A 12,545-nucleotide genomic window follows, 5' to 3' on the forward strand; every position below is an offset into this window, starting at 1 on the left:
GTCAAGGCCACCTGGGACATTACGTCTTGAAATTAGCCTTTTTCAGCAACGACTCATACTGCTGCGACATCATGTAGTTCTGAACCTGAGCCATGAAATCCATGGTGACCACAACAATAATCATCAACGACGTCCCACCGAAATAAAATGGCACGTTGTACTTCAAAATCAAAAACTCGGGCAGCAAACACACAAATGTGATGTAAACCGCACCCGCCAACGTTAGCCGCACCAATATCTTGTCAATGTACCGAGCAGTCTGGTCACCAGGACGGATACCGGGGATGAAAGCACCGCTCTTCTTCAGGTTGTCTGCAGTCTCACGGCTGTTGAATACCAAGGCCGTGTAAAAGAAACAGAAAAAGATAATTGCACTGGCATACAGCAATACGTAGATAGGTTGGCCTGGGGTCAGTGTGCTGGCAATGTCTTTCAACCAGCGCATGCTTTCGCCGGTACTAAACCAGCCTACTACCGTTGCTGGCAGCAAAATGATTGAAGAAGCAAAAATCGGAGGAATAACACCCGCCATATTTAACTTCAACGGAAGATGCGACGACTGTCCACCATATACCTTGTTGCCAACCTGTCTGCGGGCATAGTTCACAAGAATCTTGCGCTGTCCCCGCTCGACAAACACGACAAAGTAGGTGACTGCCACCACAACTGCCACAATCACTATTGCAATCAGGATGCTCATTGCACCGGTACGCACCAGTTCAAGCAGTCCACCCAACGCACTAGGTAAACCAGCAGCAATACCTGCGAAAATCAGTATCGAAATACCGTTGCCTAAGCCGCGCTCTGTAATTTGCTCACCCAGCCACATCAGAAACATGGTTCCAGCGGTCAAGCTGAACACCGCTGTCATCCGAAACCCGAAACCCGGAGCAAGCACCAAGCCAGGCGAGCTTTCCAAGGCTACTGCAATACCCATCGACTGGAACAGGGCAAGCCCGAGCGTTCCGTAGCGCGTGTATTGCGTAATCTTGCGCCTGCCAGCTTCACCTTCTTTTTTCATCTGCTCGAACGTGGGAACCACATAGGTGAGCAGTTGCATGATGATGGAAGCCGAGATATACGGCATGATGCCTAGGGCAAACACCGTGAATCGTGACAGAGCGCCGCCGGAGAACATATTGAACAAGTTCAATATTCCGCCTTGTTGGCCCTTGAACAGCTCCTTCAATTGACCTGGGTCAATTCCCGGAACCGGAATGTGCGCACCGACACGGTATACGACGAGTGCCAGCAGCAAAAACACAAGCCTGTTGCGCAAGTCGCCGAACTTGCCGGTTTTTGCAATTTGAGCTGAGTTGGTTGCCACTGATTGGTTCCGTCAAGTATTAAGCGATCGAGCCGCCAGCGGCTTCGATAAGGGTCTTGGCACTTACCGAGGCAGAAATGCCCGTGAGCTTGACAGCCAGCGACAGCGAACCGGTATTGATAACCTTGACGTTCTTGGCGATCTGGCCAACGAGACCCGACTGCTTCAACGTCAACAGATCAACTTCGGCCAGGCCGAGTTGCTCCAAGGCCGTGAGGGTGACCTCAGCATTAAATTTCAGCAGATGCGATTTGAAGCCGCGCTTTGGCAAGCGACGCTGCATCGGCATTTGACCGCCTTCAAAGCCAACTTTGTGGTAGCCGCCCGAACGGGACTTTTGTCCCTTGTGGCCACGACCAGCTGTCTTGCCCAAGCCAGAGCCGATGCCGCGACCAACGCGCCGTTTGGCATGCTTGGCGCCTTCGCTAGGCTTGATTGTGTTCAATTCCATGATGAGTCCTTAAGCCATTGGAGAAAGACTTGGCTGCCAGGCAACCAGATATTTCCCGCAAAGCCTCAAATAATTTTGACCAGATAACTGATCTTGTTGATCATGCCGCGCACTGCGGGCGTGTCTTGCAATTCGCTGACGCTGTTGACACCGCGCAGGCCCAGACCGCGCACAGTGGCGCGATGCGATTCCTGGGTGCCAATCGGGCTGCGAACCAGTTTGACTTTTACTTTGGTTTCTTGGGTCATTTCACTGTCCGCCTTAGCCGAAGATTTCTTCGACTGATTTGCCACGCTTGGCCGCGATATCGGAGGCCGTGGTGGAATTTTTCAGTGCGTCCATGGTGGCGCGCACCATGTTGTAAGGATTGCTCGAACCATGGCTTTTGGCCACGATGTCGGTGATACCCATGACTTCAAACACTGCGCGCATTGGGCCGCCGGCGATGATACCGGTACCCTTGGGAGCCGGCGCCATCATGACGTTGGCGGCACCGTGGTGACCAAACACATTGTGGTGCAGCGTGCCGTTTTTCAATGACACTTTGGTCATGTTGCGACGCGCTTCTTCCATTGCTTTTTGCACGGCTGCAGGCACTTCTTTCGACTTGCCCTTACCCATGCCTACGCGACCATCACCGTCACCGACCACAGTGAGTGCGGCAAAACCGAGAATACGGCCACCCTTCACCACTTTGGTCACGCGGTTGATCGCGATCATTTTTTCCTTCAGACCATCGTCTGGAGCGTCGTTTTGCGATTTAGCTTGAAACTTAGCCATACTTGATTCCAGTCTGCTTAGAACTGCAAACCAGCTTCGCGAGCCGCATCAGCCAGCGCTTTGACGCGGCCATGGTACGCAAAACCGGCGCGATCGAACGCCACTTTTTCTACACCTGCTGCTTTTGCCTTTTCGGCAATACGCTTGCCAATGGCTTGCGCAGCAGCAACATTTCCACCCTTGCCAGAGCCGCCAATTTCATTACGCACTTCCACTTCAGCCGTGGAAGCAGACGCCAGAACCTGGGTGCCGTCGCCAGAAATAACACTGGCGTAAATATGCAAATTGGTGCGATTGACGGACAGACGGGCAACGCCTTGATTGGCAATGCGAATACGCGTCTGGCGTGAACGACGAAGGCGCTGCGCTTTTTTGGTCAACATAATGCAGCTCCTTATTTCTTCTTGGTTTCTTTGATCGTGATTTTCTCATCCGAATAGCGGATGCCCTTGCCCTTGTAAGGCTCAGGGGGACGAACTGCGCGCACTTCAGCGGCAATCTGACCTACACGTTGGCGATCTGAACCCTTGATGACCACTTCAGTGGGCGTCGGGGTGGTGACCGTGATGCCAGCAGGCATTGCCATAACCACAGGATGGGAATAGCCCACCGTGAGGTTCAGCTTGTCGCCCTGCGCTTGGGCCTTAAAGCCCACGCCGACCAGGTTCAGCTTTTTCTGGAAACCTGTCGTGACACCGACGACCATGTTGTTCACGAGCTGACGCATCGTGCCGCTCATGGCATTGGCTTCACGGGAATCATTGGCTGGCGCAAAAGTCAACTTGCCGTCTTCACTCTTGACGACGACATGAGCGTTCTGCGTCAGCGCCAGGGTGCCTAGGGCACCTTTGACATTGATTTGGTCTTCTTTGATTGCGATATCCACACCCTGTGGGATGGAAACCGGCATTTTTGCTACACGAGACATTTCAGTTACTCCTCAATGCCGCCGTTAGGCCACGTAGCACAACACTTCGCCACCGGTACCGGTAGCGCGTGCTTTGCGATCAGTCATGACACCCTGGGGCGTCGTGACAATTGCCACACCAAGGCCGTTCATGACCTGGGGAATGGCGCCGTGGCCTTTGTACACACGAAGGCCGGGGCGGCTGACGCGCTCAATGCGCTCAATCACCGGCTTGCCTGCGTAATACTTAAGGGCGATTTCCAGCTGGGGCTTGCCGTCGTTGGCCTTGACGGAGAAGCCATCAATGTAGCCCTCATCCTTCAAAACTTGTGCAATGGCGACTTTGACTTTTGACGAAGGCACCAGCACAACGGCTTTTTCAACCATTTGTGCATTGCGGATGCGTGTCAACATGTCGGCGATAGGATCACTCATACTCATCTGGGGTTCTCCTATTGCTTACCAGCTTGCCTTGGTGATACCAGGGATATCACCAGCAAAAGCCAACTCGCGGATCTTGGCGCGAGCCAAGCCGAATTGACGGAACGTACCACGCGGGCGACCGGTGATGGCGCAGCGGTTGCGCTGACGCGTCGGGTTCGCGTTACGCGGCAACTTTTGCAATTCTTGACGGGCCAGATGGCGCTCGTCGTCGGTGCGCTTGAAATCATTGGCAATTGCCTTGAGTTCAGCATGCTTCTTGGCAAACTTGGCGACGAGCTTGTCGCGCTTCAGTTCACGTTGCAGTAGGGCTTGTTTTGCCATCTTGCGCCTTCAGTTCTTGAACGGAAAACGGAAGGCGGTGAGGAGGGCTTTGCACTCTTCATCGGTCTTGGCCGTTGTGGTGATGCTGATATTGAGTCCGCGCAAGGCGTCAACCTTGTCGTATTCAATTTCAGGAAAAATAATCTGCTCTTTCACGCCGATGTTGTAGTTGCCGCGGCCATCGAAGGCACGGCCAGAAATACCACGGAAGTCACGGACGCGGGGCAGAGCCACGGTCACGAAACGGTCGAGGAATTCATACATCTGCACGCCGCGCAACGTGACCATACAGCCAATTGGCAAGTCTTCGCGGATCTTGAATCCGGCGATAGCTTTCTTGGCCTTGGTCACCACAGGCTTCTGGCCTGCAATTTTGGCCATATCAGACACGGCGTTGTCCATGACCTTCTTGTCGGCAACCGCCTCGCTCACACCCATGTTGAGCGTGATCTTGGTGATGCGCGGCACCTGCATCGGCGTGGTGTAGCCAAATTTTTCAATCAGGGCCGGCGAGATTTTTTCGCGGAATTGATCTTGTAAGCGTGCCATGTTTATGCAGCCTTAATTTCTTCGCCGCTGGACTTGAAGACGCGCGATTTTTTGCCGTCAGCCAACAACTTGATACCAACACGATCCGCCTTGCCCGAAACCGCATTGAAAATAGCGACGTTGGACTGGTGAATCGGCATGCTTTTTTCAACAATGCCACCCGTGGTGCCTTTGAGCGGATTGGGCTTGGTGTGTTTTTTCACCAAGTTGATCCCACCCACCAGCACGTAGCTGTCATCGACGCGCTGTGTGATGGTGCCGCGTTTACCCTTGTCGCGACCGGTGATCACGATGATCTCGTCGCCTTTGCGAATTTTGTTCATTGCCTTTGGTCCTTACAGAACTTCAGGAGCCAGTGACACGATCTTCATGAACTTTTCAGTGCGCAATTCGCGCGTCACTGGTCCAAAGATACGGGTGCCGATAGGCTCCAGCTTGGCATTGAGCAGCACTGCTGCATTGCCGTCGAATTTGACGAGCGAGCCATCACCGCGGCGGATACCCTTGGCGGTGCGAACGACCACAGCACTGTAAACCTCGCCTTTTTTGACGCGGCCACGTGGAGCGGCTTCTTTGATGCTCACCTTGATGACATCACCAACGCTGGCGTACCGGCGCTTGGATCCGCCCAGCACCTTGATGCACATCACGGATTTGGCACCCGTGTTGTCAGCAACATCGAGTTTGGATTGCGTTTGAATCATTTAAATTGGTTCCCAACTTGCACCGGCATTGGCAGCTTGCTTGATGCAAACCACCTGCCAATCAGTCTTGGGCCCGTCGTCCACATTGCAAACCACTTGCAATGCTTCCGCTGGGCAGAAGTTCCTCGCCTATTAGAGCGAAGCCCACGATTATCACCAAAGTAAAAGCCAGTGTCAACTGTGCTTGTAAAAATATTTACAGCAATTGGGCGTGATGCGCAACCAATCTACGCCGTTGATCTCCCGGGTGACAAAACAACCATGCCAGCATCAGGACCAACATGAATAATATTAAGCAAATTAGCTATTTCCGCAATGCCAGCAAGGAAAGACAGCTATTTAAAATATAGCAATGACACACAATAACGCCATTCAAAGTTCAGGGCTTACTGTCGCATTTAACCAACTCCGGAGACCCTCAAACAGCAGGCACCGTCAAATACTGATCGCACAGCGTTAAAAAAGAGGGCAATTGTGCGTCGATTCCATTCTCTTGCTGGAGCAGCGCAGCCACTGCCGGCGCCACAGTGCGCGCCAGTGCCGCATCCAGGAACAGCAGGCGGGAACGCCGTGCCAGCACATCTTCCACAGTCCGGGCGTATTCGTAGCGCGCGGCAAAGCGCACCATGGCTTCACTCAGGCCGCCGCCCAGGTCGTGGTCAGCGCCGCGCATGGTTTGGACCACGCCCGCCTCGCTGCCGTACAGGTGCAGCCCGGGGGCGCTGCTGATCGGGACGCTGGAGGCTTGCGCCCCGACCAGCCTCAGATGGTCGGTCGACAGTCCGGCGCGGGTTGGCAGCAGTCCCGCGGCAAAGCATTTTTCCAGCACATCGCCGGCCATGGCGCGGTAGGTTGTCCATTTGCCGCCAGTGACGGTGACCAGGCCGCTTTTGCTGACCAATACGGTGTGCTCACGCGACAGGGACTTGGTGCGCTCGGCATCGTCATCGGCCGGCTTGACCAGCGGTCGCAGGCCGACCCAGATGCTCTTGATGTCAGACAGGCTTGGCGCGCGGCTCAGGTAACGGGCTGACTCGCGCAGGATGAAGTCGATCTCTTCACGAAACGGCAGGGGTTCGCGCGCCAAGTCGCGGCGCGGTGTGTCAGTGGTGCCCAAGATGGTCTTGCCCAGCCAGGGCACGGCAAACAACACACGGCCATCAGCGGTCTTGGGAATCAACAAAGCGTGGTCGGTCGGAAGGAACTCGCGGTCAACCACAATGTGCACCCCCTGGCTGGGGGCGACTATTGGCTTGGCATCCCGGCCCGTCGCCTGACCATCTTGCAAGCGCAAGCGGTCCACCCATACACCGGTGGCATTGACCACGCAGCCTGCATGCAGTTCATGGACGTGGCCTGTTTCACGGTCTTTCACCCACAAGCCGGTGACCTTGCCGTCTTCGTGGATCAATCGGGTGACGGCGCAGTAGTTGACAAGCAGAGCGCCCTGCCGGGCCGCCGTGCGGGCCAATGCCAGCGCCAGTCGCGCGTCGTCAAACTGGCCGTCCCAATACTGCACGCCGCCCTTCAGCCCTCGGGATTCAAGCGTGGGCAGGCTTTCCAGGGTTTCGCGCCGGTTAAGAAAGGCAGTCGGACCCAGCCCCGCCTTGCCGGCCAGCGCGTCATAGATCTTCAATCCGATGCCGTAGAAGGGCGCTTCCCATACCTTGTAGGAAGGCATCACGAACGGCAGCGGCTGCGCCAGGTGGGGCGCATTGGCCAGCAGCGTGGTGCGCTCCCGCAAGGCTTCGCGCACCAGCGTGATATTGCCCTGCGCCAGATAGCGCACCCCGCCGTGCACCAGCTTGGTAGATCGCGAGGACGTGCCTTTGGCAAAATCATTTGACTCGACGAGCACCACGCTGAAGCCCCTTGCCGCTGCATCCAGCGCCACACCCAACCCGGTTGCGCCACCTCCCACGATGGCGATGTCGTAGTGATGCGGCTTCGCGAGCCGGGACAGAAGCTCCCTCCGTACGGTCGGTAATGGCGGTGTATCAGTTGACATAGTTAAAGACATTCGATTTGAAGTTCAAAGAGCTACCGGCCAGAGGCGCAGACATGCCCTCAGTCGCTGGTGAAAAAGGCCGTGGAAGTCACACTTGCACGGCCTTTTTGCTCAGTTTTTCGCCAAACGGCGTGCTAGCGGACTTTGCCGTTTTTCCAGGCCGTCAACAGGGTGTCGTAGGCGATGGTTTCACCCTTTGGCTTCTCGTTGGCGAGCTTTTTCCAAGGTGCGTTTTTGTCGCTCAGCCATTTATTGGCATCGCTCTTGGGATTTAGCTTGGGTGGGCAGTTTGCCATGCCCGCCCGCTCTAGGCGCGCCATCACGGAATCCATTTCTTCCGCAAGGTTGTCCATCGCCGCTTGTGGGGTTTTTTCACCTGTTACGGCCACAGCCACATTTTTCCACCACAACTGAGCCAGTTTTGGATAGTCAGGAACGTTCGTGCCGGTAGGCGTCCATGCCACGCGGGCCGGGCTGCGGTAGAACTCAACCAGGCCGCCCAATTTCGGCGCCATGTCGGTCATCGCCTGCGACCGGATGTCGGACTCGCGAATTGGTGTCAAGCCGACCACCGTCTTTTTCAACGAGGTTGTCTTTGCGGTCACGAACTGAGCGTACAACCACGCTGCAGCGACTTTGTTGGCGTCATGGTTCTTGAAAAACGTCCAGGAGCCGACGTCCTGGTAGCCGTTTTGCATGCCCTGCTTCCAATAAGGACCATTCGGGCCCGGCGCCATACGCCACTTCGGCGTGCCGTCCGCATTGACCACCGGCAATCCGGGTTTGATCATGTCTGCCGTGAAGGCGGTGTACCAAAAAATCTGCTGGGCGATTTCACCCTGCGCCGGTACCGGACCTGACTCGCCAAAAGTCATGCCCATGGCTTCTTTGGGCGCATATTGCTTCATCCAGTCGACGTACTTGGTCAGTGCAAAGACCGCAGCCGGCGAGTTGGTTGCGCCACCACGCGAGACAGAGGCACCCTGCGGCGTACAGCCGTCGGCCGAAGCGCGGATGCCCCATTCATCGACCGGTTTGCCGTTTGGAATGCCGATGTCAGCAGCACCGGCCATAGACAGCCACGCATCGGTAAAGCGCCAACCCAATGAAGGGTCTTTCTTGCCGTAATCCATATGGCCATAAATGGCTTTTCCACCGATGTTCTTCACGTCGTTGGTGAAGAACGCAGCGATGTCTTCGTAGGCGCTCCAGTTCAACGGCACCCCCAGGTCATAGCCATACTTCGCTTTGAACTTGGCCTTCAACTCGGGTTTTTCAAACAAATCGGCGCGGAACCAGTACAAATTGGCGAACTGCTGATCAGGCAATTGGTATAACTTGCCATCAGGGCCTGTTGTGAAGCTGGTGCCGATGAAATCCTTCAGGTCCAGTCCCGGATTCGTCCACTCTTTGCCGCTGCCCGCCATGTAGTCGGTCAAATTCATGATTTTGCCGTAGCGGTAGTGTGTGCCGATCAAGTCAGAGTCCGTAATCCATCCGTCGTAAATCGATTTGCCCGATTGCATTGAGGTTTGCAGTTTCTCAACCACATCGCCCTCGCCGATCAGGTCATGAGTGACTTTGATACCGGTAATTTCTTCAAACGCCTTTGCGAGTGTTTTTGACTCATATTCATGCGTTGTCAGCGTTTCGGAAACAACAGAAATCTCCTTGATGCCTTTAGCCTGCAACTTTTTAGCAGCCTCAATGAACCACTTCATTTCGGCTGCTTGTTGGGTTTTGGAGAGGGTTGACGGCTGGAATTCACTGTCAATCCATTTTTTGGCCGCCGCTTCGTCAGCCCAACCCGGGCCCGATGCGGCGCATGCCATCGCTACAGCCAACACGGAATATTTCAATTTCATTGCCAGTCTCCTCAGATCAAAGAACCCCTGTTTAGAAGGCAGCAACGGCTCCAGGGGCTAAACAAACCGTCGCTTTACTTGTTGAGGTGCCCAGGGCTACCCCTTGCGCATGATGAGTGCCAGCAGGCCCATTGAAATAACAAAGCTGATCCAAATGGACGGATCAGCCTCCAAGCGCAACCACTCCGCCATCCAGCCGCTCAGACCGACAAAAGCCAGATTGGTATAGGCTGCGGCCAACAAACCGATGAACAAGCGGTCGCCGCGTGTGGTTTGGATGGGCAAAAAGCCCTTGCGCAATATCGTTGGGGATTTAATTTCCCAAACCGTCATGCCCACCAGCATCAGCCCGATGCAGGTAAAAAATACAGCCACTGGTGTGGTCCATGCCATCCATTGGTACATAGAGACCTCCTGTTAGACGCGGCCCATCGCGAAACCCTTCGCGATGTAATTCCGAACAAACCAAATCACAATCGCGCCCGGCACGATGGTGAGAACCCCGGCGGCAGCCAGGGTGGCCCAGTCCATGCCCGACGCCGAAATGGTTCGCGTCATCGTGGCGGCAATGGGTTTTGCATTGACACTGGTCAAGGTGCGCGCCAGCAGCAATTCCACCCAGCTGAACATGAAGCAGAAGAACGCAGCGACGCCCACACCGGCCTTGATCAAAGGCAGAAAAATCTGGACGAAAAAGCGGGGAAAGGAGTAACCGTCGATGTAGGCCGTTTCATCGATTTCTCTTGGAATGCCACTCATGAAGCCCTCAAGAATCCACACAGCCAGAGGCACGTTGAACAACAGGTGCGCCAGCGCGACAGCCAAATGGGTGTCCATCAGACCGACTGAACTGTAGAGTTGGAAAAATGGCAACAAAAACACGGCGGGCGGGGTCATGCGATTGGTCAGCAACCAGAAAAAAACGTGCTTGTCGCCCAGAAAACTGTATCGGGAAAACGCATAGGCCGCAGGCAGCGCCACAGTCAGCGAAATCACCGTGTTGATCGCCACGTAGATCATGCTGTTGATGTACCCCGAGTACCAGGCAGGATCGGTCAGGATGGTTTTGTAGTTATCCCATGTGAAATGACTTGGAAACAGGGAGAAGCCGGCGACGATCTCGTTGTTGGTCTTGAAAGACATGTTGACCATCCAGTAAATGGGCAGCAAGGCAAACACGAGATAGGCGATAAGGAACAACGTCCTTTTCTGAAACTTTGGCTTATTCATGACCGCCTTCCTTTTCCTGGGTGCCAACGCGTTGCATCCAGTTGTACAAAATAAAACACAGCAGCAAGATGATCAGGAAATAGATCAACGAAAAAGCGGCAGCGGGTCCAAGGTCAAACTGACCCACTGCTTTTTGCGTCAAAAATTGCGACAGGAAGGTCGTTGAGTTGCCAGGGCCCCCACCCGTCAGCACAAAGGGCTCGGTGTAGATCATGAAACTGTCCATGAAGCGCAGCAGCACTGCAATCATCAACACACCGCGCATTTTTGGCAGTTGCACATAGCGAAAGACATCCAGCTTGCTTGCACCGTCAATGCTGGCCGCCTGGTAATACGCGTCGGGAATTGAGCGCAAACCCGCATAGCCTAACAAAGCCACCAGCGGCGTCCAATGCCAGACATCCATCAACAGCACCGTGAGCCAGGCATGTGTGGCGTTGCCTGTGTAGCTGTAATCAATCCCCATGCCCTGCAAGGCGGCGCCCATGAGGCCAATATCGGTGCGACCAAAAATCTGCCAAATCGTGCCCACCACATTCCATGGAATCAGCAAGGACAGTGAAACGATGACCAGAACCGCAGAAGACTTCCAGCCCGTGGCAGGCATCGACAAAGCCAGCAAAATGCCCAATGGCAGCTCGACGGCCAAGACCGAGAACGAGTAAATCAACTGCCGCAACAGCGCGCCATGCAACTCTTTATCGCGCATGATCGCGGCAAACCACTCCGTGCCCACAAAAACCCGTCGGTCCAGTGAAATGATGTCTTGCACCGAGTAGTTGACGACGACCATCAACGGCAGGATGGCCGAAAAGGCAACGCAAATCAGGACGGGCAGAACCAGAAACCACGCTTTCTGGTTCACCGGCTTGATGGTGGTGCTCATTGCACAATCTCCTCATTCTTGTAAAAGCAAGTGTGTTCGTCCATCACCTTCAACCAGATGGGTGCCCCAATCGTCAATTGTTCGGTGTCTGACGACAGGCGCGCTTTGACGGTGCGGCCAGCGCAGGTGGCACTCAACATCACGTGTGTTCCGACGTCTTGCACATGGGCCACTTTCATTTCCAGCGCGCCGGGCGCATGAGCAGGGGCCAATGACACGTATTCCGGCCGAATACCGACCTTGATGTCGCCTGCAGGCAAAGTCCGCCCTGGGGGCAATGCCAGCGTTTGATCCGCCAGATCAATGCCATTCGGGCCTGACACACCCGGCAGAAAATTCATGCCTGGTGAGCCAATGAAATGCCCAACAAAGGTGTGACTCGGACGCTCGAACAGGTCAGCCGGCGATCCCACCTGAACCGCTTTGCCTCGCGTCATGACCACCACCTGCTCCGCGAAGGTCAGTGCTTCCACCTGATCGTGCGTGACGTAGATCAACGTCAACTTCAGCTCATGGTGAATTTGCTTGAGTTTGCGACGCAGCTGCCATTTGAGGTGCGGATCAATCACCGTCAGCGGCTCATCGAACAGGACCGCTGATACGTCAGGACGCACCAGTCCGCGTCCCAGCGAAATCTTCTGTTTGGCATCAGCCGACAGGCCGGACGCTCGCTGGTTGAGTTGTCCGCTCATTTCCAGCATTTCTGCAATTTCACCGACGCGCTTGCTGATTTGATCTGTCGGCATTTTGCGGTTGCGCAAAGGAAAAGCCAGGTTCTGTGCGACTGTCATGGTGTCGTAGATCACCGGAAACTGGAACACCTGCGCGATGTTGCGCTGCTGAGGCGTGGCGCTGGTCACATCCCGGCCATCAAAGTTCACCTTTCCCTGGGAAGGGGTGACCAGGCCGGACATGATGTTGAGCAATGTGGTCTTGCCGCACCCTGAAGGACCTAGCAAGGCGTAGGCGCCACCATCCTCAAACGTCATCTTCAACGGCAGCAGCGCGTAATCGCTGTCCTGCTGGGGATCGGGTTTGTAGGCGTGCGCCAGATCGAGTTCTATGCGGGCCAT

At 55.1% G+C, this 12,545-nt stretch carries 17 protein-coding genes; all 17 read right to left on the reverse strand.

The window, feature by feature from the left end; genetic code table 11:
- Window positions 1-19: 19 nt before the first annotated feature.
- On the reverse strand, window positions 20-1,327 hold the full coding sequence (gene secY / locus RCH06_RS01910; protein ID WP_327079750.1) for a preprotein translocase subunit SecY: 1,308 nt from the start codon (window positions 1,325-1,327) through the stop codon (window positions 20-22).
- A 19-nt stretch (window positions 1,328-1,346) separates the two neighbouring features.
- Window positions 1,347-1,778: a 50S ribosomal protein L15 gene (gene rplO, locus RCH06_RS01915; protein ID WP_327079751.1), complete on the reverse strand. Its 432-nt coding sequence runs from the start codon at window positions 1,776-1,778 to the stop codon at window positions 1,347-1,349.
- A gap of 65 nt (window positions 1,779-1,843) precedes the next feature.
- On the reverse strand, window positions 1,844-2,026 hold the full coding sequence (gene rpmD, locus RCH06_RS01920; RefSeq protein WP_029526393.1) for a 50S ribosomal protein L30: 183 nt from the start codon (window positions 2,024-2,026) through the stop codon (window positions 1,844-1,846).
- Between the two features lie 13 nt (window positions 2,027-2,039).
- Window positions 2,040-2,558: a 30S ribosomal protein S5 gene (gene rpsE, locus RCH06_RS01925; RefSeq protein WP_011799766.1), complete on the reverse strand. Its 519-nt coding sequence runs from the start codon at window positions 2,556-2,558 to the stop codon at window positions 2,040-2,042.
- A gap of 17 nt (window positions 2,559-2,575) precedes the next feature.
- Window positions 2,576-2,941 carry a 50S ribosomal protein L18 gene (gene rplR, locus RCH06_RS01930; RefSeq protein WP_327079752.1) on the reverse strand — a complete coding sequence of 122 codons (366 nt, stop codon included), beginning with the start codon at window positions 2,939-2,941 and terminating at the stop codon, window positions 2,576-2,578.
- Between the two features lie 11 nt (window positions 2,942-2,952).
- Window positions 2,953-3,486, reverse strand: a complete 534-nt coding sequence (gene rplF / locus RCH06_RS01935) for a 50S ribosomal protein L6 (RefSeq protein WP_327079753.1) — start codon at window positions 3,484-3,486, stop codon at window positions 2,953-2,955.
- A gap of 24 nt (window positions 3,487-3,510) precedes the next feature.
- Window positions 3,511-3,906 (reverse strand): 30S ribosomal protein S8, encoded by a 396-nt coding sequence (gene rpsH, locus RCH06_RS01940; RefSeq protein ID WP_293638085.1) that lies wholly within the window; start codon window positions 3,904-3,906, stop codon window positions 3,511-3,513.
- An 18-nt stretch (window positions 3,907-3,924) separates the two neighbouring features.
- Window positions 3,925-4,230, reverse strand: a complete 306-nt coding sequence (gene rpsN, locus RCH06_RS01945) for a 30S ribosomal protein S14 (RefSeq protein WP_036806703.1) — start codon at window positions 4,228-4,230, stop codon at window positions 3,925-3,927.
- A 9-nt stretch (window positions 4,231-4,239) separates the two neighbouring features.
- Complete coding sequence (gene rplE / locus RCH06_RS01950) at window positions 4,240-4,779, reverse strand: 50S ribosomal protein L5 (protein ID WP_327079754.1); 540 nt, start codon at window positions 4,777-4,779, stop codon at window positions 4,240-4,242.
- Window positions 4,780-4,781: 2 nt separating this feature from the next.
- Complete coding sequence (gene rplX, locus RCH06_RS01955; RefSeq protein WP_327079755.1) at window positions 4,782-5,102, reverse strand: 50S ribosomal protein L24; 321 nt, start codon at window positions 5,100-5,102, stop codon at window positions 4,782-4,784.
- A gap of 12 nt (window positions 5,103-5,114) precedes the next feature.
- Window positions 5,115-5,483: a 50S ribosomal protein L14 gene (gene rplN / locus RCH06_RS01960; RefSeq protein ID WP_007869247.1), complete on the reverse strand. Its 369-nt coding sequence runs from the start codon at window positions 5,481-5,483 to the stop codon at window positions 5,115-5,117.
- A gap of 418 nt (window positions 5,484-5,901) precedes the next feature.
- On the reverse strand, window positions 5,902-7,491 hold the full coding sequence (locus RCH06_RS01965; protein WP_327079756.1) for a glycerol-3-phosphate dehydrogenase/oxidase: 1,590 nt from the start codon (window positions 7,489-7,491) through the stop codon (window positions 5,902-5,904).
- Between the two features lie 134 nt (window positions 7,492-7,625).
- Window positions 7,626-9,356, reverse strand: coding sequence for an ABC transporter substrate-binding protein (locus tag RCH06_RS01970; RefSeq protein WP_327079757.1), 1,731 nt, complete (start codon window positions 9,354-9,356; stop codon window positions 7,626-7,628).
- Window positions 9,357-9,452: 96 nt separating this feature from the next.
- Window positions 9,453-9,761, reverse strand: a complete 309-nt coding sequence (locus tag RCH06_RS01975; RefSeq protein WP_196870346.1) for a DUF2160 domain-containing protein — start codon at window positions 9,759-9,761, stop codon at window positions 9,453-9,455.
- A 12-nt stretch (window positions 9,762-9,773) separates the two neighbouring features.
- On the reverse strand, window positions 9,774-10,586 hold the full coding sequence (locus RCH06_RS01980) for a carbohydrate ABC transporter permease (protein WP_036806714.1): 813 nt from the start codon (window positions 10,584-10,586) through the stop codon (window positions 9,774-9,776).
- Window positions 10,579-11,472, reverse strand: coding sequence for a carbohydrate ABC transporter permease (locus tag RCH06_RS01985; RefSeq protein WP_036806716.1), 894 nt, complete (start codon window positions 11,470-11,472; stop codon window positions 10,579-10,581). Before RCH06_RS01985 ends, RCH06_RS01980 begins: the two co-directional genes overlap by 8 nt.
- On the reverse strand, window positions 11,469-12,545 hold the full coding sequence (locus RCH06_RS01990; protein WP_327079917.1) for an ABC transporter ATP-binding protein: 1,077 nt from the start codon (window positions 12,543-12,545) through the stop codon (window positions 11,469-11,471). The genes RCH06_RS01985 and RCH06_RS01990 overlap by 4 nt, the downstream gene beginning before the upstream one ends.

The sequence above is a fragment of the Polaromonas sp. CG_9.5 genome (assembly GCF_035984465.1).
Lineage (GTDB): Bacteria > Pseudomonadota > Gammaproteobacteria > Burkholderiales > Burkholderiaceae_C > Polaromonas.

Excerpts from the sequence above, each read along its gene's own strand:
- rplO (WP_327079751.1), bottom strand. The coding sequence starts at position 1,778 with ATGGAATTGAACACAATCAAGCCTAGCGAAGGCGCCAAGCATGCCAAA.
- rpmD (WP_029526393.1), bottom strand. The coding sequence starts at position 2,026 with ATGACCCAAGAAACCAAAGTAAAAGTCAAACTGGTTCGCAGCCCGATT.
- rpsE (WP_011799766.1), bottom strand. The coding sequence starts at position 2,558 with ATGGCTAAGTTTCAAGCTAAATCGCAAAACGACGCTCCAGACGATGGT.
- rplR (WP_327079752.1), bottom strand. The coding sequence starts at position 2,941 with ATGTTGACCAAAAAAGCGCAGCGCCTTCGTCGTTCACGCCAGACGCGT.
- rplF (WP_327079753.1), bottom strand. The coding sequence starts at position 3,486 with ATGTCTCGTGTAGCAAAAATGCCGGTTTCCATCCCACAGGGTGTGGAT.
- rpsH (WP_293638085.1), bottom strand. The coding sequence starts at position 3,906 with ATGAGTATGAGTGATCCTATCGCCGACATGTTGACACGCATCCGCAAT.
- rpsN (WP_036806703.1), bottom strand. The coding sequence starts at position 4,230 with ATGGCAAAACAAGCCCTACTGCAACGTGAACTGAAGCGCGACAAGCTC.
- rplE (WP_327079754.1), bottom strand. The coding sequence starts at position 4,779 with ATGGCACGCTTACAAGATCAATTCCGCGAAAAAATCTCGCCGGCCCTG.
- rplX (WP_327079755.1), bottom strand. The coding sequence starts at position 5,102 with ATGAACAAAATTCGCAAAGGCGACGAGATCATCGTGATCACCGGTCGC.
- rplN (WP_007869247.1), bottom strand. The coding sequence starts at position 5,483 with ATGATTCAAACGCAATCCAAACTCGATGTTGCTGACAACACGGGTGCC.
- RCH06_RS01965 (WP_327079756.1), bottom strand. The coding sequence starts at position 7,491 with ATGTCAACTGATACACCGCCATTACCGACCGTACGGAGGGAGCTTCTG.
- RCH06_RS01970 (WP_327079757.1), bottom strand. The coding sequence starts at position 9,356 with ATGAAATTGAAATATTCCGTGTTGGCTGTAGCGATGGCATGCGCCGCA.
- RCH06_RS01975 (WP_196870346.1), bottom strand. The coding sequence starts at position 9,761 with ATGTACCAATGGATGGCATGGACCACACCAGTGGCTGTATTTTTTACC.
- RCH06_RS01980 (WP_036806714.1), bottom strand. The coding sequence starts at position 10,586 with ATGAATAAGCCAAAGTTTCAGAAAAGGACGTTGTTCCTTATCGCCTAT.
- RCH06_RS01985 (WP_036806716.1), bottom strand. The coding sequence starts at position 11,472 with ATGAGCACCACCATCAAGCCGGTGAACCAGAAAGCGTGGTTTCTGGTT.
- RCH06_RS01990 (WP_327079917.1), bottom strand. The coding sequence starts at position 12,545 with ATGGCCCGCATAGAACTCGATCTGGCGCACGCCTACAAACCCGATCCC.